A 19,785-nucleotide genomic window follows, 5' to 3' on the forward strand; every position below is an offset into this window, starting at 1 on the left:
GCACGAACCATGAGCGACTGTATCTTCTGCAGGATCGTGGCCGGCGAGATCCCGGCGAAAAAGATCTACGAGGACGAAGACATCCTCGCCTTTCACGACATCCATCCTGTCGCGCCGGTTCACTTCCTCGTGATCCCGAAGCTGCACATCCCGTCGATGGCCGAGTTGCGGCCGGAGCACGCAGCAGTGATGGGCCGGTTGATGACCGAATCTGCCCGGATCGCCGGGGAACTAGGATGCGCTGACGGCTTTCGAACGATCGTTAACACGGGACGGGTGGGACGGCAGGAGGTGTATCATTTGCACGTCCACATCGTGGGCGGCCCGGAGGTGCTTCCGGCCATGTTGAGGCGTTAAGGAGAGACGTAATGGGTTCATTCAGTATCTGGCACTGGCTGATCGTTCTGGTGATTGTGGTGCTGGTCTTCGGTACGAAGAAGCTGCGCAATGTGGGCCAGGATCTGGGTGGCGCGGTCAAGGGTTTCAAGGACGGCATGCGGGATTCCGAAAAGTCCGGTGACGACGTGCAGCAGAAGATCGGCGGTGACACGCTCGATGCGCAGGCGACGGACAAGAGCCACAAGGTCAGCCACTGACCTCACACGGGATTTACCCGCTCAAAGGGGCGCCGCTGCAGTGCGCCCCTTCGTTTTGGAGCGATCCGCGAGCGCAGCATCCACGCGGGACAACCAGCTAAAATCATGTTCGATTTCGGTTTTTCGGAACTTGTCGTCATCGCAGTGGTGGCGCTGATCGTTGTCGGCCCGGAGCGCCTGCCGAAGGTGGCCCGTACCGCCGGCCATCTGCTGGGTCGGTTGCAGCGTTATGTCTCGGATGTGAAGTCGGACATCAAGCGTGAAATGCAGCTCGAAGAGCTTAAGGCGCTGCAACAGCAGGTGGAACAACAGGCACGCGAACTGGAATCGTCGATGCGGGGCGAGGCGGCGAAAATCGAGGCGGACGTGAATAAGACCGTCGCGGAGGTGAAATCCGGCGTGACGGTCGATCCCGATCGTATGCCAGGCGCCGAGCCGTCCGGGGCGGGCGGATCGGCAGCTGTTGCCGGCCCCCGGCCGGTCACGCACGTCGCGGAAGGGCCGGTGACTCCCGCTCCCGTGTCCCTTGCGCAGCAAGGTGATCCGGCTTCGGCGGGCAGGGAGCCGGCCGCCGTCTCCACGGCGCGCTCGGAGAAAGCATGAGCGAGCTTCAGGAAACCTTCATTTCGCATCTCGTCGAACTGCGCGATCGCCTGTTGCGGGCGATGGTTGCGGTCATCGTGGTGTTTGTCTGCCTGATGCCGTGGGCCGGCGAGATCTACGACCTGCTTGCCCGGCCGATGATGAATACGCTGCCGGAAGGCACGCACATGATCGCGACCGGCGTGGTCACGCCGTTTTTCGTGCCGGTCAAGGTCACGATGATGGTGTCTTTCGTTCTGGCGCTGCCTTTCGTGCTCTATCAGGCCTGGGCGTTCATCGCGCCGGGACTGTATGCTCACGAGCGCCGGCTCGGCCTGCCGCTGGTGCTCGGCAGCACGCTGCTGTTTCTGCTCGGCATGGCCTTTTGCTATTTCTTCGTGTTTGGCACCGTTTTCAAGTTCATCGCTGAATTCGCGCCGAAGAGCATCGTCCCCGCGCCGGATATCGAGCGGTACCTTTCGTTTGTCATGACCCTGTTCATCGCCTTCGGTCTGACGTTCGAAGTTCCCGTGGCGGTGATCCTGCTCGTCAAGGCCGGCGTGGTCAGCATTGCCAAGCTCCGCGAAGTCCGGCCCTACGTCATTGTCGGCGCGTTCGTCATTGCCGCGATCATCACGCCTCCCGATGTCGTATCCCAGTTCATGCTCGCGGTGCCAATGTGCCTGCTCTATGAAGTCGGGATCCTGCTGGCGAAGTTCGTCGGCAAGCGCGATGCGGAAACGGGCGAGCCTGAGCGGGTCGAGCCGGGCCTCGATCGCCTCGAAGCTCCGGAGCCGGACGGGAAATAAGCACGGTTTGCGCGCCGGACGCGCAAGCGCGATCAGCGTTCGGCCGGCGGGGTCGGCCGGCGTCCGACCTGGACTTTCAGATCGACTTCGCCAGTCGGCCGGCGCACGCGGAACAGCGCTTCGTGTCCCGGCGGCAGGGCTGCGACCGTTTCCAGCATTCCTCTGGGGTCGTGCACCGGGGTGCCATCGACGCTGAGCAGCACGTCGCCCGGCCGGATTCCCGCACGCTCTGCGGGACTGCCGCGCAACACGCCGGCGATCAGGGCGCCATCGACTTTCGGCAGGCCGAAGGATTCGGCCAGTTCGGCAGTCATTTCCTGTATCTCGACGCCGATCCAGCCGCGTGTCACTTCACCGGTGGAAACGATCTGCTCGAGGACGTTTCGCGCGATCGAGACCGGTATCGCGAAACCGATACCGAGCGAGCCGCCCGAGCGCGAGTAGATCGCGGTATTGATTCCGACGAGGTTCCCGTGACTGTCGACGAGCGCGCCGCCGGAGTTTCCGGGATTGATCGCCGCATCCGTCTGGATATAGTTCTCGAACGTATTGATTCCGAGCTGGCTGCGGCCGAGCGCCGAAACGATCCCCATCGTCACCGTCTGGCCGACGCCGAACGGATTGCCGATCGCAAGCACGACGTCACCGACCTCGACGGCGTCGGTTGCCGCGAAGGTGATCGCCGGAAGCTTTCCGTTGCCTTCGAGCTTCAGCACCGCGAGGTCGGTCTCCGGGTCGCGGCCGACCAGCTTGGCGGGGAATTTCCGCCCGTCGTTGAGTGCGACCTCGATCTCGTCCGCGGCTTCGATCACGTGATTGTTCGTGAGGATGAATCCGTCGGGGCTCGCGACGACGCCCGAGCCCAGCCCCGACGCGCGCTGCGGCGGTGCGTTGTCCTGGCGCTCGCCGAAGAAATGACGAAAGATCGGATCATCGAGAAGCGGATGACGCGGGCGCGCGACGTCCTTTGTCGTGTAGATGTGCACCACCGCCGGCATCGAACGTTTGGCGGCTTCCGCGTACGAACCCGGGGCAACGACAGCCGAATCGAAAGCGGCGCCGGGAGCTTCGAGGATTTCCACCACCGAGGACGGCGCAGCACCTTTGAGCCACTCCGGCTTCAGGGTGGTGAGGACAAACAGCACCGCGACGCTGATCGTCACGGCCTGCGCGAAGATCAGCCACAGGCGGCGCATAATGTTGCTCTGATGCGCGAGCGGCCGAACAGCTACCCGCGGAGGAATCGGACCAAACCGGACAAGTTGGTGAGCGGAGAGCGCATGCAACTCATCGAGCTGCAAACCCATCTGAATGAACTGCTGGATGTCGCACGATTCAGGGATTATTGCCCAAACGGATTGCAAGTGGAAGGACGCCCGGAGGTGAGGCGGGTGCTGTGCGGAGTGACGGCGAGTCAGGCGCTGGTCGATCTGGCAGTCGCCGAAGGGGCCGACGCGCTGCTCGTGCACCATGGCTACTTCTGGCGCGGCGAGGACGGCCGCATCACGGGAATCCGCAAGCGCCGCCTCGCCGCCCTGCTGCGCAGCGACATCAGCCTTCTCGCCTACCATCTTCCGCTCGATGCCCACCCGGAATTCGGCAACAACGCTCAGCTGGGCAAGCTGCTGGGGTGGCGTGGGGAAGGGCGGTTCGGCGATCAGGAACTGGGCTGGATCGGAACCCCGATGCAGCCCAACAGCGCCGGCCATATCGCGCGTTCGCTCGCTGCGAGGCTCGGCCGTGAGCCGTTGCTGGTCGGCGATCCCGAGCGCGTCGTCCGGCAGGTGGCATGGTGCACCGGTGGCGCCCAGGGTTATTTCGAGGACGCCATCGCCGCGGGGGCGGATCTCTATGTCTCCGGGGAAATCTCCGAGCAGACGGTGCACGTTGCCCGCGAATCCGGCGTCGCGTTCATCGCCGCCGGGCACCACGCGACCGAGCGCTACGGCGTCCACGCGCTCGCGCAGTACCTGTCCGACGCTTTCGGGCTCGACGCCCGCTTTGCCGATCTCGACAATCCGGTCTGATTGCCGGGCGGTGCAGCGGCCGCGGAGTCAGGACGAGAGGGACAGCTCTTTCCGGACGTCGGGCTGATACGGGCCGAGACCCTCTTCGAGAACGCCCGCCAGGACGAGGATCTCGTCGATCACGCTGAGCGGGAAGCCTTCGCGCAGACCGTCGCGATTGTCGCGGACCAGGTTTTCCAGATAGGCCTGGCAGTCGCGACTCCCCCACAGGACCTGGATCCGGCTCATGACGTGGGGCATCTGTTCGATCGTGTTCGTCGGCCGGCGCGCCTCGTCGAACGTGTCCCAGGTTACCGCCTTGACGTTGAACGTCTTGTTCAGCTGCCGCGCGAGCGTGTCGAACTCGGGCCGCAATCCCGCGGCTCGGTACACCTCGAGCAGTTTCAGCCACGGCGTGACGGCTTTCTTTGGGTTCGACTGGATGAACTCGGCGAGCGTCTCGGCCGCCCCTTGCACGCGGCCGAAAGCCATCATGATTTCAGCGAGTTCGATCGCCGATTCATGCTCCTCTGCTTCGTCCTCGACGAGGAGCGCCGCCGCCGGGAGTTTCGTGCGCGGGTATTCAGGCCGTGAAACGGGTGGGCGCGCCTGGACGGAAGTTGCTGCAGACAGCGGGAATCCGGGTCCTGCCGACGAGGCCGGCGCGGCGGGAGTGCCTCGTGTTGCGCACGGGGCGTCGAGTCGCCCGGGCAGGGCAGGAAGTGATGGGAGGCTCGCAAGGCCGGCCGCGGCCGACCGGGTTGCAGCGTCAGCTCGGTGTCTGCGCAGCCACAGCCCCCGTGCGGCCAGGACGAGGAACAGGGTGGCGAGGACCGTCGCAGGAACGATCCAGTCGCGCCATGAGGAGGCGGGCGTGAAGGAGGCGGGCGTGATTGCAGACGGCGCCGTTGCGGAGGGGGCGATTGTGCTCGTTGGGGAAATGGGGCCGGCAGTTGCGCGTAATCGCTCCATCATCGCCGCCTGGATTTGCTCCAGCCGGCGGATGCGTTCGTTCAGTTCGAGTTGGGCGACGATCGTCCGGTCGATCGCGGCGATCGCGCTTTGCTCGCGCTGCAACTGATCCGGCCCCCCATCCGTTGCCGTCCTGGGCGGCTCCGTTTTGAGGGCTGCGCTGCTGAGGCGCAAACCGTCTTGACGGCGAACTTCTGTGCCGGAGGGAGACGGATGGCCTTCGTCGCGGAGCGCAGGTTCTCTTTCCGCGGCAGAGGCGAAGGCGGGTGCGGGCGTTCGGGGTGTCTTTCTTGCCGAACGTGCAGCTTGCACGGAGGACGTGCCGCCGCCCGGGACAGTGCGTGGTTTCGTCCTGAAGGCGGAGGGCTCGGGCGGCGCGGGAGGGGTTTGGAGTTCAGGTCCGATTTCATCGGCGACTGCTGGCGCTTCCGGCGGAAAGTCGGGAAAGGACAGCAGCAGCGTGTATTCGCGGCGCAGGTGCGCGCCGCACGTATCTTCGATCCCGAGTTGCACTACCGGCTCGCCGAGCGGTGCCGTCCCGGACACGACAATGCGCGCCGCACGCCCCTGGCCGACGACGCCTATCCGTGCGTCCCGTACCCATGGCACGCCGCCTTCGCTGGTGCCTGGCGTCAGCTTCAGGCATTCGCCGGTGCGAGCGGGCTCTCCCCCGGCGATCGCGATCTCCACTCGCAGCGGCGCCCCGATTGCCGACACCGCCACCGCTTCGCCGAGCGCGACCGCTGCCGTGCCGGACGAAGCCGCAAGCGCCGTGACGCTCAGCACAACGGAAAAGGAGACGGCCAGGTGTGCGGTTCTGTTCATGGTCGGCTCGTCGGCGCCGCATTGGGGCAGGGAAGCGTTACATCTTGTGTCAAATCGTGCCGCCATTTTAAACAGTCTGCATGTGCAGGGAGCGGGCATTCTGCAGGCGGATGTGCAGTAATGCGGAAAACGTCGGATCCGGCTTGCGGCTCTCTGCCCCCCGGCCGGGGCATGGGTGCCTGCCAAGGCTCGTATTTCATGGCAGCGCTCCCGTCACGACTTCGGAATTCACGGTAGTATCGAAATCCCATACGCTGCCGTACGTGACGATGCCCCTTCCTCCTCCACGTGTTCCCCGCCAGAAAGTCCATTTGCGCCAGATAAACGTCGAAGGATACCGGCGCGACGACGGAATGCTCGAGCTCGAAGCCTGCCTGCGGGACACGAAAGAGCTCGACTATGTGCTCGCTTCCGGTGTCCGTCCGGCCGGCGACGCGATCCACGAGATGAGGCTCCGCGTCACCCTCGACGCCGATTTCACGATCGTCGACGCGGAAGCCTGTTCCGAGCGCGTGCCGTATCCGGGTGGCTGCGAGACCATCGCGCCGGCGTACCGGCAGCTGATCGGCCTGAACCTGATGCGCGGTTTTCGCCGGACCGTCAGTGAAATGTTCAGCGATGTGCGCGGCTGCTCCCACATGACCGAGCTGCTGCTGAGCCTGCCGACCGCCGCAATCCAGACGCTGGCCACTTTTCGCCGCGACAACGAGGACGGGGGCGAGAAGCCGTTCCAGCTCGACCGTTGCCACGCCCTCGAGACCTCGACGCAGACGGTGCGCCTGTACTACCCGAAGTGGCATCGGAGCCGGGCGAACGACTCGTGATCCGTATCGGGTACGGGCAGTCCGGGCTGAAATTCCGCACTGCGCAATTCCGGTTATAATTCCGCGATCTTGCGGCAATCGCGCCCGTTTCGGGAGCGAGTCATGAGACGGGGCCGGGCTGCAGTGTCCGGTCGGCAGCGGCGTGCGTCGGACGAGGGAGACGGCGCCCGTCGCGGAGCGAAGCTCCGAAGCGTCCCATCAACCTGTTCGCGCCGCTTGGGCGTCGCGTCTTCGATCGAAGGGCAACCATGAAGATTCATGAGTATCAGGCAAAAGAGCTGTTGAGAAAGTACGGCGTCGTCACGCCGCGCGGTTTCCACACCGTGTCGGTGGATGGCGCAGTCAAGGCGGCTGAAGAACTGGGCGGCAAGATCTGGGTCGTCAAGGCACAGATCCATGCGGGCGGGCGCGGAAAAGGCGGGGGCGTGAAACTCGCCCGCTCGCTCGATGAAGTCCGCCAGCACGCCAGCGACATCCTCGGCATGCAGCTCGTGACGCACCAGACCGGCCCGGAAGGCCAGAAAGTGCGCAACCTGCTGATCGAAGAAGGCGCCGACATCCAGAAGGAATACTACGTCGCGGCGCTGACCGACCGCGCCACGCAGAAGGTCGCGATCATGGCCTCCTCCGAAGGCGGCATGGACATCGAGGAAGTCGCGCACAGCACGCCCGAGAAGATCCTCAAGGAATTCGTCGACCCGCTGGTCGGCCTGACCGACGCGCAGGCCGAGAACCTCGCGCGCGGTATCGGCGTGCCGGAAGCTTCGGTCGCCAAGGCCGTGGATGCGCTGAAGCGCCTGTACACGTGCTACATGGAAACCGATGCCTCGCTGGCGGAAATCAACCCGCTGATCCTCGAAGGCAACGGCAACATCAAGGCGCTCGACGCCAAGTTCAACTTCGATTCGAACGCACTGTACCGTCACCCGGAAATCGTCGATTTCCGTGACTTCGACGAAGAAGATGCGGACGAGATCGAAGCTTCGAAATTCGACCTCGCCTACATCTCGCTCGACGGCAACATCGGCTGCCTGGTGAATGGCGCCGGTCTCGCGATGGCGACGATGGACACGATCAAGCTGTTCGGCGCCGAGCCGGCCAACTTCCTCGACGTCGGTGGCGGCGCGACGACCGAGAAGGTCACCGAAGCGTTCAAGATCATGCTCAAGAACCCCAAGGTCAAGGGCATCCTGGTCAACATCTTCGGCGGCATCATGAAGTGCGACACCATCGCCACCGGCGTGGTCGCCGCAGCCAAGGAAGTCAATCTCTCCGTCCCGCTCGTGGTGCGCATGAAGGGTACCAACGAAGACCTCGGCAAGAAGATTCTCGCCGAGTCGGGCCTGCCGATCATCTCCGCCGACACGATGGCGGAAGCTGCGACCAAGATCGTCGCGGCGGTCAAGTAAGGAGAGTGTGAATGTCCATCCTGATCAACAAAGACACCAAAGTCATTACCCAGGGCATCACCGGCAAGACCGGCCAGTTCCACACCGAGAAGTGCCAGGAATACGCGAACGGCAAGAACTGCTTCGTCGCTGGCGTGAATCCGAAGAAAGCGGGCGAGAAAATCTTCGACATCCCCATCTACGGGTCGGTGAAGGAAGCCGCCGCTGAAACCGGCGCGACTGTGTCGGTGATCTACGTGCCGCCGGCTGGTGCGGCCAATGCGATCTGGGAAGCCTGCGAAGCCGACCTCGACTTGGCGATCTGCATCACCGAAGGCATTCCGGTCCGCGACATGCTGATCGTGCGCAACAAGATGAAAGAGAAGGTTGCCAAGGGCGGCAAGGAAACGCTGCTGCTGGGACCGAACTGCCCGGGCCTGATCACGCCGGACGAGATCAAGATCGGCATCATGCCGGGTCACATCCACCGCAAGGGCCGCATCGGCGTCGTGTCGCGTTCGGGCACGCTAACCTACGAAGCCGTCGCGCAGCTGACCGAAATCGGTCTGGGCCAGTCGTCGGCGGTCGGTATCGGTGGCGACCCGATCAACGGTCTGAAGCACATCGACGTGATGCGCATGTTCAACGACGATCCGGACACCGATGCGGTAATCATGATCGGCGAGATCGGCGGTCCGGACGAAGCCGAAGCCGCGCAGTGGTGCAAGGCCAACATGAAGAAGCCGATCGTCGGCTTCATCGCCGGCGTCACCGCGCCGGCCGGCAAGCGCATGGGCCACGCCGGCGCGCTGATTTCCGGTGGCGCGGACACTGCCGACGCGAAGCTCGCGATCATGGAAGAGTGCGGCTTCACGGTGACCCGCAATCCGTCCGAGATGGCCAAGCTGCTGAAGGCGATGCTGTAAGCACGACTCACCCCGCGCAGTGGAAAAGCGCCGGCTCGCCCGGCGCTTTTCGTTGCTGGGAGCCGGCAGGGAAAAACTGCTAGAATCCTCCGCTGCGCTTTTTTCCGCTTATCGTCCATCCGGAGTTTTTCATGGCAATCGAACGTACCCTGTCCATCATCAAGCCCGACGCCGTCGCGAAGAACGTGATCGGCAAGATCTACCAGCGCTTCGAAGATGCAGGCCTGAAGATCATCGCATCGAAGATGGTGCATCTGTCCGAGCGCGAAGCCGGCCAGTTCTACGCCGTGCACCGGGAGCGCCCGTTCTTCAAGGATCTCGTGTCCTTCATGATTTCCGGGCCGGTGATGATCCAGGTGCTCGAAGGCGAGAGCGCGATTGCGAAGAACCGCGACCTGATGGGCGCGACCGATCCGAAAAAAGCTGACGCCGGCACGATTCGTGCAGATTTTGCGGAATCCATCGACGCGAACGCGGTCCATGGTTCCGATGCGCCGGAAACGGCGGCCGTCGAGATTGCCTTCTTCTTTCCCGGCATGAACGTTTACACCCGCTGAACCCCTCACGGGGAAAGCCCGCGCATCGGCCCGCGCATCTTCATCGATAGCGGGCCGATTGCATTATGGGAGCTGTACGGAACACAGATGCTTACACCGGTCAATCTGCTCGATTTCGACGTCGACGGTCTCGTCAACTGGTTCGCTGAACGGGGCGAGAAGCCTTTTCGCGCGCGCCAGGTGATGCGCTGGATGCACCGTTTCGGCGAAACCGATTTCGGCAACATGACCGATGTGGCGAAAAGCCTGCGCGCGAAGCTCGCCGAAGAAGCCTGCATCCGCGCGCCTCGCGCGATCCGCGATTCGGTGTCGGCCGACGGGACGCGCAAATGGCTGCTCGATGTCGGCAGCGCGAATGCGGTCGAAGCGGTGTTCATTCCCGAGACGAACCGCGGCACCCTGTGCATCTCGTCGCAGGCCGGCTGCGCGCTCGACTGCGCGTTCTGCTCGACCGGCAAGCAGGGGTTCAACCGCAACCTCTCGGCCGCCGAGATCATCGGCCAGCTGTGGCTCGCGAACCGGCTCCTCGGCGGCAGCGCGTCGCCGGCAGGCTCGAAGGACGGGGACGGCGAGCCCGACCACGCGTCCCGTGCGACCAAGCGGGACCATGGTGGCGCGGACGCCAAGGGCGTCCAATCCGACTCGTGGCGATCCTCTGAGCCGGAGGAGGATCACAACGGCCGTGTCATCAGCAACGTCGTGATGATGGGGATGGGCGAACCGCTCGCGAACTTCGACAACGTCGTCACCGCGTTGCGGCTGATGCTCGACGATCACGCGTACGGACTGTCGCGCCGGCGCGTGACGGTGTCGACGTCCGGCATCGTCCCGGCAATGGATCGCCTGCGCGACGAGTGTCCGGTGGCGCTGGCGGTGTCGCTGCATGCGCCGGACGACGCGTTGCGCGACCGCCTCGTGCCGATCAATCGCAAATATCCGTTGCGCGAGCTGATGGCGGCGTGCCGGCGCTACCTCGAACGGGCGCCACGCGACTTCGTGACGTTCGAATACGTCATGCTCGACGGCGTCAACGATTCGGATGCGCACGCCCGCGCGCTGATCGAGCTGGTGCGCGACGTGCCGTGCAAGTTCAACCTGATTCCGTTCAATCCTTTCCCGAATTCCGGCTTCGATCGGTCCCCGGCCGACCGCATCCGGCGCTTTGCCGGGATCCTGATCGATGCCGGGATCGTCACGACGACGCGGAAGACGCGTGGCGACGACGTGAATGCGGCCTGCGGGCAGCTCGCGGGACAAGTGCAGGACCGGTCGCGGCGCACGGTCAGGCTGGTGAAGTCGATGGAGGGCCGTTGAGGATGGGCGGGTTGGCAGTGCCGCTGCTCCTTTACGCGGCCGTGTTCGGGCTGACGGCGTGCGCGGCGCCATCGGGGGCCGGACGCCCGATTGCGGAGCGACCCGTCTCCGACGTGCCGGCGACGAATCCGGCGACCGCGAGCGCCAAGGTCCACGTGGATCTCGGCATGGCCTATCTCCAGGTCGGGCGCTACGCGGTTGCGCTCGACGAGGCGCGGGCGGCTCTCGCGAGCGATTCGGCGTACGCGCCGGCCTATCACCTGATGGGTCTCGTCTATATGTTCATCGACGACCGGAACGCGGCGCGCGACAATTTTCTGCGCGCACTGCAGAAGGCGCCGAATGACCCGGAATTCAACAACAGCTACGGCTGGTTCCTGTGCGTGTCGGGGCAGGAAGCGGAAGGGCTCGAACGGCTCGCGCTCGCCGCGCGCAACCCCTATTACCGCACGCCTTCGCGGCCTTACGCGAACGCGGGCCTGTGTCATCTGCGGCGCGGCAACGACGCCGCGGCCGAGGCCGAGTTCCAGCGCGCGGCAGAGCTCGACCCATCCAACGCGCAGGCGCTCTACCACCTCGCCGCGATCGCCTACCGCCGCGGCGCCTATGAGGTTGCGCGGAACCATCTCGTGCAGTTGCACCAGCAAAGCGAGCCGACGGCGGAGTCCGTATGGCTCGGCGTGCGGACCGAGCGCAAGCTCGGCAACCGCGAGGCCGAGTCGAGCTACGCGGCGCAACTGCGCGGCCGTTTTGCCGACAGCGGGGAACATCGGGCAATGAATCAGGGAAATTACGAGTGAACGACGTTCATCGTGAAGAGGGCACGACCGCGGTCGAGCCGGCTGCTGCAACTTCTGTCGGAGAGATGCTGCGTCGTGCACGCGAAGCGCGCCGCGAGACGGTGAGCGACGTCGCGTATGCATTGAAACTGACCACCAGGCAGATCGAGGCGATGGAAGCCGAGCGCTTCGACCTGCTGCCCGGGCCGGCGTTTGTTCGCGGCTTCCTGCGCAATTACGCGCGGTATCTCGGGCTCGACCCGGCCGCGCTGCTCGCCAGCCTCGCAAAAAACGCCGCTGCGATGCCGGTCGAACTCGCGCCGCTGTCGAATGCCGAAGGCGTGATGCCGAGCGGCAGGGCGACGCGTTCGGCCCGTCTGCCGGCAGCGCTGGTTGCCGGCGCCTTATTGACCGTTGTCGTCGCGGGATGGTTTTTCGACTGGTTCCAGATGCCGGATACCGAAACCGCGACTGTCGAATTGGCCCCGTCCGAAGGGGAGGCAACGCCATTGCCGGTGCCGCTCGAACCTCCGGCCCCCGCCGCCGAGCCCGACGTGGCACCGCAACTGTCCTCGCCTGCTGCGGTGGCACCGGATGGCGTGGCGGCGAATGACGTGCCGCCGCAGGCGCCTATCGCGGCGCCTTCGCCGGAAGCCGCTCCCGCGCCCATTGCGGGAGACAGCGCGGCCACGACCGTTCCCACCGGACTGCCCGGCGTCGAACACCTGGTGTTCCGTTTCGCCGGTGAATCGTGGGTGGAGGTGCGCGATGCGACGGGGAAGGTCATTTTTTCCGGCCTCAATCCGGCCGGCAGCACCCGTACGGTCCAGGGCCAGCCGCCATTCGGGCTCGTCGTCGGCAACGCCCAAAAGGTCACGACGGAATTTCGCGGCCAGCCGCTGGATCTTGTTCCCCATATTCGCGTCGGCGTCGCCAAGCTGACCGTGAAGTGAGCTGAAATGGCAACGAATTCTTCTTCGGGATCACTCGTCCGTCACAAGACGCGGCAGGTCAGGGTGGGACGGATCAACATCGGTTCGAACGCGCCGGTGGTCGTGCAGTCGATGACGAACACCGACACCGTCGATGTGCTCGGGACCGCGATGCAGGTCGCCGAGCTCGCCCGCGCCGGCTCCGAGCTCGTGCGCATCACCGTCAATAACGAGGCGGCCGCGAAAGCCGTGCCGCATATCCGCGACCGCCTGCTGGCGCTCAACGTCGACGTGCCGCTCGTCGGCGACTTCCACTACAACGGCCACAAGCTGCTCGCCGAGCATCCGGCCTGCGCCGAGGCGCTGGCGAAGCTGCGGATCAATCCGGGCAACGTCGGCGCGGGCGCGAAGCGCGACCCGCAGTTCGCGGCGATCATCGACATCGCGTGCCGCCACGACAAGCCAGTGCGCATCGGCGTGAACTGGGGGAGCCTCGATCCGTCCGTGCTGGCGCGCGTCATGGATCAGAACGCGAAGCTCGCGCAGCCGCGCGACGCGAACGCCGTGATGCGCGAAGCCCTCGTCGTTTCGGCGCTCGAATCGGCGGCGAAAGCCGAAGAATATGGGCTCGGGGGCGACCGCATCATCCTGTCGGCGAAAGTGTCGAGCGTGCAGGACCTGATCGCGGTGTATCGCGATCTGGCGGCGCGCTGCGACTATCCGCTGCACCTCGGGCTGACCGAAGCGGGAATGGGGTCGAAAGGCATCGTCGCCTCGACCGCGGCACTCGCGGTACTGCTGCAGGAAGGCATCGGCGACACGATCCGCATCTCGCTGACGCCGGAACCGAACGGCAGCCGCACGCAGGAAGTCGTCGTCGCGCAGGAAATCCTGCAGACAATGGGCCTGCGCGCGTTCACGCCGATGGTGATCGCGTGCCCGGGATGCGGGCGCACGACCAGCACGTTCTTCCAGGAACTGGCGTCGGGCATCCAGTCCTACGTGCGGGACCAGATGCCGGTGTGGCGCGAGCAGTACGACGGCGTCGAGAACATGACCGTCGCGGTGATGGGCTGCGTCGTGAATGGGCCCGGCGAGAGCAAGCACGCCAACATCGGCATCTCGCTGCCCGGCACCGGGGAGACTCCCGCGGCTCCGGTGTTCGTCGATGGCGAGAAAACCGTCACGCTGCGCGGCGACAATATCGGCACCGAATTCAAGGCCATCGTCGACGACTACGTGGCCACCCGATACGTGAAAAAGGCGGGCTGAACTTCAGCTTATGACAGAAAAAAAACCGATGATTCAGGCCTTGCAGGCCGTACGCGGGATGAACGACATCCTGCCCGACGAGGCCGAAGCCTGGGAGCATTTCGAAGACATCGTCCGCGACTGGCTGCGCAGCTACGGTTACCGCCCGATCCGCATGCCGATCGTGGAGCCGACGCCGCTCTTCAAGCGTGCGATCGGCGAAGTCACCGATATCGTCGAGAAGGAGATGTACTCCTTCGAGGACGCGCTCAACGGCGAACAGCTGACGCTGCGCCCGGAAGGCACGGCATCCTGCGTGCGCGCCGCGATCCAGCACAAGATGCTGTCGGCCGGCGCGCAGCGCCTCTACTATCACGGCCCGATGTTCCGCCATGAGCGGCCGCAAAAAGGGCGCTACCGCCAGTTTCACCAGATCGGTGTCGAGGCGCTGGGCTTCGACGGTCCCGACATCGACGCCGAACATATCCTGATGTGCGCGCGCCTGTGGGACGACCTCGGGCTCGAGGACGTCAAACTCGAGCTGAACTCGCTGGGATCGCCGGACGAGCGGGCGCGCCACCGGGCGGAACTCGTCGCATACCTCGAAGGGCATCGCGAGCGCCTCGACGACGATGGCAAGCGGCGCCTGCACACGAATCCGTTGCGCATTCTCGACACGAAGAACCCCGAGCTGCAGGACCTCGTCGACAATGCCCCCAGGCTGCTCGATTTCCTCGGCGAGGATTCGCTGAAGCACTTCAACGGCGTACAGGTGCTGCTCAAGGACGCCGGCGTGTCGTACCGCATCAACCACCGGCTCGTGCGCGGCCTCGACTATTACAACCGCACCGTGTTCGAGTGGGTGACGACGCGGCTCGGCGCGCAAGGCACGGTGTGCGCCGGCGGCCGCTACGACAGCCTTGTCGAACAGCTCGGCGGCCGTCCGGCGCCGGCCGCCGGTTTCGCGATGGGCATCGAGCGGCTGCTCGCGCTGTGGCGCGAAGGGGGCGGGGAGGCCGAACCGGCCCAGCCGGATGTATATGTCGTCAATCTCGGCGAGCAGGCGCAGCGCCTCGCGTTTCGCGCCGCCGAGGCGCTGCGCGGCCACGGCTTCGCGGTGTTGACGCATTGTGGCGGCGGCAGCTTCAAGTCGCAGATGAAAAAAGCCGACGCAAGCGGGGCGCCGATCGCAGTCGTCATCGGTGACGACGAGGCGGCGACGGGCGAAGTCGGCCTCAAGCCGTTGCGCGGCCCCGGCGGCCAGCAGCGTGTCGCGCTCGACGGCTTGGCCAATGCGGTGGCCGAATGCCTGTTCACGGAAAATGAGGAAGAAGATGGCAGTTTATGACCTGGAAGAACAGGAGCAGATTTCCGAGCTGAAGGCCTGGTGGGCTCAGTACGGCAAGCTCATAACGACGCTCGCGGTCGCGGCGGCGCTCGCGTCGGTCGGCTGGCAGGGCTTCAGGTGGTACCAGAACAAGCAGGCGAGCGAGGCCGGCGCGCTGTATTTTGTCGTGCAGCAGGCCGCCGAACGAGGCGACGCGCAGAAAGCCCGCGAGGCCGCCGGGCAGATCATCGAAAAATTCTCCGGCACCCCCTATGCCGAAATGGCCGCGCTGCTGTCGGCCGGAGTGCAGTTCAGCGCCGGCGAGGGAAAGAACGCGCGTGCCCAGCTCGAGTGGCTGGTGGAAAACGGTGACGACCCGGCGCTGCGTGACATTGCGCGGCTGCGGCTCGCCAGCGTGTTGCTCGACGAAGGCGCCCATGCCGATGCGCTCGCCCGGCTACAAGCCGAGCCGGATGCGGCGCTGAAAGGGCGTTTCGCCGATCTGCGCGGTGATGTGCTCGCGGCGAGCGGCAAGCCTGACGAGGCCCGCAGCGCCTACCAGGGCGCGCTGGACGCGATCGCGCAGGGCGGCACCGAAGGCGGCGAGACGTTGCGCGAAGTGGTCCGCCTGAAGCTTCAGGCGCTGGAGGGCTGAGCGATGACGCGTCCTCTGGTCACCCTGCTGCTCGCGGGCTCGCTCGCGCTTTCCGCCGGCTGCTCGTCGCTGAATCCTTTTGCCTCGTCGACGCCCCAGCCGGCCGAGCTCCTCGCCTTCAAGCCTTCGGCCGAGCTGCACACGGTCTGGCAGGCGGAAGTCGGCTCGTCGGGGCCGTACGTGTTCCAGCCGGCCGTGGTCGGCGATGAAGTGTATGCGGCGGCGCACGACGGCACGGTCGCGCGCTACCAGGATGGAAAAGCCGTGTGGACGGCGAAAGTCGGCAAGCGCCTGTCCGCGGGAGTCGGCAGCGACGGTCGCCTGGCAGTCGTCGTGACGACTGGCGGCGAAGTGGTCGCATACGACGCCGCGACCGGTGAGCCGCGCTGGCGAGTTCCGGCAGGAGTCGAAGTCCTAGCGCCGCCGGCAGTCGGTGACGCGGTGGTGGTCGTGCGCGCGTCCGACAGCCGCCTGATCGGGCTCGACGCTCGCGATGGCAGTCGGCGCTGGGTGTTCCAGCGGCCGACGCCGCCGCTGGCGCTGCGCAGTTTCGCCGGCATGACGATCGAAGGTGACGTGGCGCTCGTCGGCTATCCGGGAGGCAAGCTGGTCGCGGTCAATCTCGCCAACGGCGGGCCGCTGTGGGAGCTGACGGTGGCGACGCCGCGCGGCGCGACCGAACTCGAGCGGGTTGCCGACGTCGCCGGAACGCCGGTGCTCGGCCGGCGGGAAGTGTGCGCGGTGGCCTATCAGGGACGCGCGGCGTGCTTCGACGCGACCAACGGCAACGCGATCTGGTCGCGCGAGTTCTCGAGCAGCGCGGGCATGGACCGCGACGCGCGCTTTGTCTACATCACGGACGACAGGGACGCCGTCCATGCGCTGGAGGCCGGCAGCGGCGCGAGCGCGTGGAAACAGGATGCGCTGGCGCGACGGACCGTATCGCGCCCGCTTGTCGCGGGGAACTTCGTCGCCGTGGGCGACATGGAAGGTTACGTGCATCTCCTCGACCGCGAGAGCGGCGCTTTCGCGGCGCGGGCGCGCGCTGACGACAGCGCGATCGTTGCCGATCCGCGCCGCTTCGGTGCCCAGGGTTTTGTCATCCAGACGCGTGACGGCAACATCCGCGTCTTTGAAGTCCGCTAGGCGGGAATGAGCGCTTGAAACCCACAATAGTTCTGGTTGGCCGGCCCAATGTCGGCAAGTCCACGCTGTTCAACCGGCTGACGAAAACCCGTGACGCACTCGTGGCCGACCAGCCCGGGTTGACGCGCGACCGCCACTACGGCATCGGCCGCGTCGGCGACCGCGATTATCTCGTCGTCGACACGGCCGGCTTCGATCCCGTCGCCAAGGACGGCATCATGCACGAGATGGCACGGCAGGCCGAGCAGGCGATTGCCGAGGCCGACGCGCTGCTGTTCATGGTCGACGGCCGCAGCGGCCTCACGCCTCATGACGAGCAGATCGCTGCACGCCTGCGCCGCGCCGGGCGCCCGGTCTACCTCGTCGTCAACAAGTCGGAAGGCATGGAGCGGACGATGGTCGCGGCCGAATTCCATGCGCTCGGGCTCGGCGATCCGCTGCCGGTTTCCGCCTCCCACGGCGAGGGGGTGAAACAGCTCCTCGATCTCGTGCTCGGCGCCTTTCCGCCGGATGCCGAACCCGAAGAGGACGAGGGGCGCACGCCGCGGATCGCGATCGTCGGCCGCCCGAACGTCGGCAAGTCGACTTTCGTCAACAGCCTGCTCGGCGAGGAGCGTGTCATCGCGTTCGACATGCCGGGCACGACACGCGATGCAATCGCGATCCCGTTCGAGCGGGACGGGCGCCGCTACACCCTGATCGATACGGCGGGCCTGCGCCGGCGCGGCAAAGTGTTCGAGGCGGTCGAGAAGTTCTCGGTGATCAAGACGCTGCAGGCGATCGAGCAGGCGAACGTGGTCGTCCTGGTGCTCGACGCTTCGCAGGACATTTCCGACCAGGACGCGCATATCGCCGGATTCATCCTCGAGGCGGGCCGAGCGCTGGTCGTCGCGGTGAATAAATGGGACGACGTCGACGACTACCGCCGTGAGCTCATCAAGCAGGATCTCGCCCGCAAGCTCAATTTCCTGTCTTTCGCGCGCTTTCACTACATTTCGGCGCTGAAAGGGGCGGGCGTTGCCGCAGTCATGAAGTCGGTCGATGCGGCCTATGCTGCCGCGATGATCAATCTGTCGACCCCGCGCCTCACGCGCACGATGCAGGCGGCGCTCGCGAAACAGGCGCCCCCGCGCCACGGTGTTTTCCGGCCCAAGATGCGCTATGCGCACCAGGGCGGCAACAACCCCCCGGTCGTCGTCATTCACGGCGCGGCACTCGACCATGTGCCGACCTCGTACGTGCGCTATCTCGAACGGACCTTCATGGAAGCGTTCAAGCTGCAGGGGACGCCGTTGCGGATACAATTCCGTACTGCGCACAATCCGTTTATAGGGAAAGAATAGGCTCCGCACCGGGAGGACGTGCCGGCGCCAATATTGCGGCGCAGCATAAAATCCTTTACATTCACAAGAAGATATAGAGCTTCGAGGTTTTAAAATGAGCAATAAAGGGCAACTTCTACAAGACCCGTTTCTGAATACCTTGCGCAGGGAGCATGTGCCGGTCGCGATTTACCTGGTGAATGGCATCAAGCTGCAGGGCCAGATCGAATCCTTCGACCAATACGTCGTTCTGCTGAAGAACACCGTTACCCAGATGGTCTACAAACATGCGATCTCCACGGTCGTGCCTGCACGTCCGGTCAATATCCAGCAGCAGGATTCGGGTGAAGGCAATAGCTGAGTCCCGATCCATCGAGCAGTCATTCCCGGCTTTGTCGAGTCTCCATGTTTGAGCGTCCTGCTTCCGGTGAGCGGGCCGTTCTTGTTCAACTCGATCTGAATCAGGGGGCACTCGACGAACGCCTTTCCGAACTCAGGCTGCTCGCCGTCAGCGCGGGCGCGAGTGTCGAAGCGGTCATCGGCGGGCGGCGTGCGAAGCCCGATCCCGCGCTGTTCGCCGGGCGCGGAAAAGTCGACGAGATCGCCGAGGCGTTGCGCGTTCATGACGCCGACCTCGTCATTTTCAATCACGCGCTGTCGCCGGCACAGCAGCGCAACCTCGAGCGTTCGCTCGAGTGCCGTGTCATCGACCGCACTGCACTGATCCTCGACATCTTCGCGCAGCGCGCGCGCAGCCACGAAGGCAAGCTGCAGGTCGAACTCGCGCAGCTCGACCACCTGTCGACACGGCTCGTCCGCGGCTGGACTCACCTCGAGCGGCAGAAAGGCGGCATCGGCCTGCGCGGGCCCGGCGAGACGCAGCTCGAAACCGACCGCCGCCTGCTCGGCATGCGGGTCAGGACGCTGAAAGAGCGGCTCGCCCGGATCGAGAAGCAGCGGCGCGTGCGTCGGCGCGGCCGGCTCGGGCGAGGCGTGCTGTCGGTGTCCCTCGTCGGGTACACGAACGCCGGCAAATCGACGCTTTTCAACGCGCTGACGAAAGCCGGTGCTTACGCGGCCGACCAGCTGTTCGCAACGCTCGACACGACCTCGCGCCGCCTGTATGTCGGTGAGGGGGGCAACGTCGTGCTCTCGGATACCGTCGGCTTCATCCGCGATCTTCCGCATTCACTGGTCGCGGCCTTTCACTCGACGCTCGAGGAAACCGCCAGCGCCGACCTGTTGCTGCACGTCGTCGATGCCGCCAGCGAGGACCGTGAGGCGCAGGTCGATGCGGTCAATCGCGTGCTCGTCGAGATCGGCGCGGGCGACGTGCCGCAGATCATGGTGATGAACAAGATCGACCTCACCCAGGCCGAAGCGGCGGTCAATCGGGATGAATATGGTAAGATCGACCGCGTTTTTTTGAGCGCCAGGACAGGCGAAGGACTGGGCCTGCTGCGCGATGCTCTGGCCGAAGCGGCACGTGCGGCTGCGGCTGCCCCGGAAGATCCTGCGGGATCTTCGCCGAATCTCACCGACATCGATCCTATTCAAACGTGATTACAGGCGTT

The 19,785-nt window shown here is 65.2% G+C and carries 21 protein-coding genes; 19 read left to right on the forward strand and 2 right to left on the reverse strand.

Translation table 11 applies throughout. The features are described from left to right. Nucleotides 1-9 precede the first annotated feature (9 nt). The 4 genes from GO608_RS13090 to tatC all read left to right on the forward strand — a co-directional run bounded on the left by GO608_RS13090 (nt 10) and on the right by tatC (nt 1,987). Complete coding sequence (locus GO608_RS13090) at nt 10-357, forward strand: histidine triad nucleotide-binding protein (protein ID WP_169198085.1); 348 nt, start codon at nt 10-12, stop codon at nt 355-357. 11 nt (nt 358-368) lie between these two features. Next, the gene (gene tatA, locus GO608_RS13095; protein WP_169198086.1) at nt 369-596 is read left to right on the forward strand and encodes a Sec-independent protein translocase subunit TatA; all 228 of its coding nucleotides are present in this window, start codon (nt 369-371) and stop codon (nt 594-596) included. Between the two features lie 105 nt (nt 597-701). Then, nucleotides 702-1,199: a Sec-independent protein translocase protein TatB gene (gene tatB, locus GO608_RS13100; RefSeq protein ID WP_169198087.1), complete on the forward strand. Its 498-nt coding sequence runs from the start codon at nt 702-704 to the stop codon at nt 1,197-1,199. Further along, a complete protein-coding gene (gene tatC / locus GO608_RS13105) occupies nt 1,196-1,987 on the forward strand; it encodes a twin-arginine translocase subunit TatC (RefSeq protein WP_169198088.1) in 792 nt (263 codons plus the stop codon). The genes tatB and tatC overlap by 4 nt, the downstream gene beginning before the upstream one ends. 32 nt (nt 1,988-2,019) lie before the next feature. Here tatC and GO608_RS13110 read toward each other — a convergent pair whose 3' ends face one another. Then, nucleotides 2,020-3,183, reverse strand: a complete 1,164-nt coding sequence (locus GO608_RS13110; RefSeq protein WP_169198089.1) for a Do family serine endopeptidase — start codon at nt 3,181-3,183, stop codon at nt 2,020-2,022. An 84-nt stretch (nt 3,184-3,267) separates the two neighbouring features. On the opposite strand from GO608_RS13110, the gene GO608_RS13115 reads away from it, so the two are divergent. After that, nucleotides 3,268-4,014 carry a Nif3-like dinuclear metal center hexameric protein gene (locus GO608_RS13115; protein WP_169198090.1) on the forward strand — a complete coding sequence of 249 codons (747 nt, stop codon included), beginning with the start codon at nt 3,268-3,270 and terminating at the stop codon, nt 4,012-4,014. 27 nt (nt 4,015-4,041) lie between these two features. Here the strand turns inward: GO608_RS13115 and GO608_RS13120 are convergent, their stop codons facing one another. Further along, on the reverse strand, nt 4,042-5,976 hold the full coding sequence (locus GO608_RS13120; protein WP_247003118.1) for a type IV pilus assembly protein FimV: 1,935 nt from the start codon (nt 5,974-5,976) through the stop codon (nt 4,042-4,044). Nucleotides 5,977-6,059: 83 nt separating this feature from the next. Between GO608_RS13120 and GO608_RS13125 the strand changes: the two genes are divergently transcribed. The 14 genes from GO608_RS13125 to hflX all read left to right on the forward strand — a co-directional run bounded on the left by GO608_RS13125 (nt 6,060) and on the right by hflX (nt 19,774). Next, nucleotides 6,060-6,614, forward strand: coding sequence for a DUF2889 domain-containing protein (locus GO608_RS13125; protein ID WP_169198092.1), 555 nt, complete (start codon nt 6,060-6,062; stop codon nt 6,612-6,614). 248 nt (nt 6,615-6,862) lie between these two features. Then, complete coding sequence (gene sucC / locus GO608_RS13130) at nt 6,863-8,023, forward strand: ADP-forming succinate--CoA ligase subunit beta (RefSeq protein WP_169198093.1); 1,161 nt, start codon at nt 6,863-6,865, stop codon at nt 8,021-8,023. Between the two features lie 11 nt (nt 8,024-8,034). Then, complete coding sequence (gene sucD / locus GO608_RS13135) at nt 8,035-8,928, forward strand: succinate--CoA ligase subunit alpha (RefSeq protein WP_169198094.1); 894 nt, start codon at nt 8,035-8,037, stop codon at nt 8,926-8,928. A 131-nt stretch (nt 8,929-9,059) separates the two neighbouring features. Continuing rightward, nucleotides 9,060-9,485: a nucleoside-diphosphate kinase gene (gene ndk, locus GO608_RS13140; protein WP_053419987.1), complete on the forward strand. Its 426-nt coding sequence runs from the start codon at nt 9,060-9,062 to the stop codon at nt 9,483-9,485. Nucleotides 9,486-9,572: 87 nt separating this feature from the next. After that, nucleotides 9,573-10,799 (forward strand): 23S rRNA (adenine(2503)-C(2))-methyltransferase RlmN, encoded by a 1,227-nt coding sequence (gene rlmN / locus GO608_RS13145; protein ID WP_169198095.1) that lies wholly within the window; start codon nt 9,573-9,575, stop codon nt 10,797-10,799. 2 nt (nt 10,800-10,801) lie between these two features. Then, nucleotides 10,802-11,599, forward strand: a complete 798-nt coding sequence (pilW, locus tag GO608_RS13150; RefSeq protein WP_169198096.1) for a type IV pilus biogenesis/stability protein PilW — start codon at nt 10,802-10,804, stop codon at nt 11,597-11,599. Further along, a complete protein-coding gene (locus GO608_RS13155) occupies nt 11,596-12,531 on the forward strand; it encodes a RodZ domain-containing protein (protein ID WP_169198097.1) in 936 nt (311 codons plus the stop codon). Before pilW ends, GO608_RS13155 begins: the two co-directional genes overlap by 4 nt. A gap of 6 nt (nt 12,532-12,537) precedes the next feature. Continuing rightward, entirely contained in the window at nt 12,538-13,782 is a 1,245-nt protein-coding gene (gene ispG, locus GO608_RS13160; RefSeq protein ID WP_169198098.1) for a flavodoxin-dependent (E)-4-hydroxy-3-methylbut-2-enyl-diphosphate synthase, read from the forward strand. A gap of 28 nt (nt 13,783-13,810) precedes the next feature. Further along, complete coding sequence (gene hisS, locus GO608_RS13165; protein ID WP_169198099.1) at nt 13,811-15,109, forward strand: histidine--tRNA ligase; 1,299 nt, start codon at nt 13,811-13,813, stop codon at nt 15,107-15,109. Then, nucleotides 15,096-15,743, forward strand: a complete 648-nt coding sequence (locus tag GO608_RS13170) for a tetratricopeptide repeat protein (RefSeq protein ID WP_169198100.1) — start codon at nt 15,096-15,098, stop codon at nt 15,741-15,743. Before hisS ends, GO608_RS13170 begins: the two co-directional genes overlap by 14 nt. Before the next feature lie 3 nt (nt 15,744-15,746). Further along, nucleotides 15,747-16,889: an outer membrane protein assembly factor BamB gene (gene bamB, locus GO608_RS13175; RefSeq protein ID WP_169198101.1), complete on the forward strand. Its 1,143-nt coding sequence runs from the start codon at nt 15,747-15,749 to the stop codon at nt 16,887-16,889. A gap of 14 nt (nt 16,890-16,903) precedes the next feature. Further along, nucleotides 16,904-18,232 carry a ribosome biogenesis GTPase Der gene (gene der, locus GO608_RS13180; protein ID WP_169198102.1) on the forward strand — a complete coding sequence of 443 codons (1,329 nt, stop codon included), beginning with the start codon at nt 16,904-16,906 and terminating at the stop codon, nt 18,230-18,232. 94 nt (nt 18,233-18,326) lie between these two features. After that, nucleotides 18,327-18,572 carry an RNA chaperone Hfq gene (gene hfq, locus GO608_RS13185; protein WP_011236521.1) on the forward strand — a complete coding sequence of 82 codons (246 nt, stop codon included), beginning with the start codon at nt 18,327-18,329 and terminating at the stop codon, nt 18,570-18,572. A gap of 44 nt (nt 18,573-18,616) precedes the next feature. Next, on the forward strand, nt 18,617-19,774 hold the full coding sequence (gene hflX / locus GO608_RS13190; protein ID WP_169198103.1) for a ribosome rescue GTPase HflX: 1,158 nt from the start codon (nt 18,617-18,619) through the stop codon (nt 19,772-19,774). The last annotated feature ends 11 nt before the right edge of the window (nt 19,775-19,785 follow it).

It is taken from the genome of Aromatoleum buckelii, from assembly GCF_012910785.2.
Taxonomy (GTDB): Bacteria; Pseudomonadota; Gammaproteobacteria; order Burkholderiales; family Rhodocyclaceae; genus Aromatoleum; species Aromatoleum buckelii.

Excerpts from the sequence above, each read along its gene's own strand:
- hflX (WP_169198103.1), top strand. The coding sequence starts at position 18,617 with ATGTTTGAGCGTCCTGCTTCCGGTGAGCGGGCCGTTCTTGTTCAACTC.
- GO608_RS13125 (WP_169198092.1), top strand. The coding sequence starts at position 6,060 with ATGCCCCTTCCTCCTCCACGTGTTCCCCGCCAGAAAGTCCATTTGCGC.
- hfq (WP_011236521.1), top strand. The coding sequence starts at position 18,327 with ATGAGCAATAAAGGGCAACTTCTACAAGACCCGTTTCTGAATACCTTG.
- bamB (WP_169198101.1), top strand. The coding sequence starts at position 15,747 with ATGACGCGTCCTCTGGTCACCCTGCTGCTCGCGGGCTCGCTCGCGCTT.
- GO608_RS13110 (WP_169198089.1), bottom strand. The coding sequence starts at position 3,183 with ATGCGCCGCCTGTGGCTGATCTTCGCGCAGGCCGTGACGATCAGCGTC.
- ndk (WP_053419987.1), top strand. The coding sequence starts at position 9,060 with ATGGCAATCGAACGTACCCTGTCCATCATCAAGCCCGACGCCGTCGCG.
- rlmN (WP_169198095.1), top strand. The coding sequence starts at position 9,573 with ATGCTTACACCGGTCAATCTGCTCGATTTCGACGTCGACGGTCTCGTC.
- GO608_RS13170 (WP_169198100.1), top strand. The coding sequence starts at position 15,096 with ATGGCAGTTTATGACCTGGAAGAACAGGAGCAGATTTCCGAGCTGAAG.
- GO608_RS13090 (WP_169198085.1), top strand. The coding sequence starts at position 10 with ATGAGCGACTGTATCTTCTGCAGGATCGTGGCCGGCGAGATCCCGGCG.
- pilW (WP_169198096.1), top strand. The coding sequence starts at position 10,802 with ATGGGCGGGTTGGCAGTGCCGCTGCTCCTTTACGCGGCCGTGTTCGGG.
- tatC (WP_169198088.1), top strand. The coding sequence starts at position 1,196 with ATGAGCGAGCTTCAGGAAACCTTCATTTCGCATCTCGTCGAACTGCGC.
- hisS (WP_169198099.1), top strand. The coding sequence starts at position 13,811 with ATGATTCAGGCCTTGCAGGCCGTACGCGGGATGAACGACATCCTGCCC.
- tatA (WP_169198086.1), top strand. The coding sequence starts at position 369 with ATGGGTTCATTCAGTATCTGGCACTGGCTGATCGTTCTGGTGATTGTG.
- ispG (WP_169198098.1), top strand. The coding sequence starts at position 12,538 with ATGGCAACGAATTCTTCTTCGGGATCACTCGTCCGTCACAAGACGCGG.
- sucD (WP_169198094.1), top strand. The coding sequence starts at position 8,035 with ATGTCCATCCTGATCAACAAAGACACCAAAGTCATTACCCAGGGCATC.
- sucC (WP_169198093.1), top strand. The coding sequence starts at position 6,863 with ATGAAGATTCATGAGTATCAGGCAAAAGAGCTGTTGAGAAAGTACGGC.
- tatB (WP_169198087.1), top strand. The coding sequence starts at position 702 with ATGTTCGATTTCGGTTTTTCGGAACTTGTCGTCATCGCAGTGGTGGCG.
- GO608_RS13115 (WP_169198090.1), top strand. The coding sequence starts at position 3,268 with ATGCAACTCATCGAGCTGCAAACCCATCTGAATGAACTGCTGGATGTC.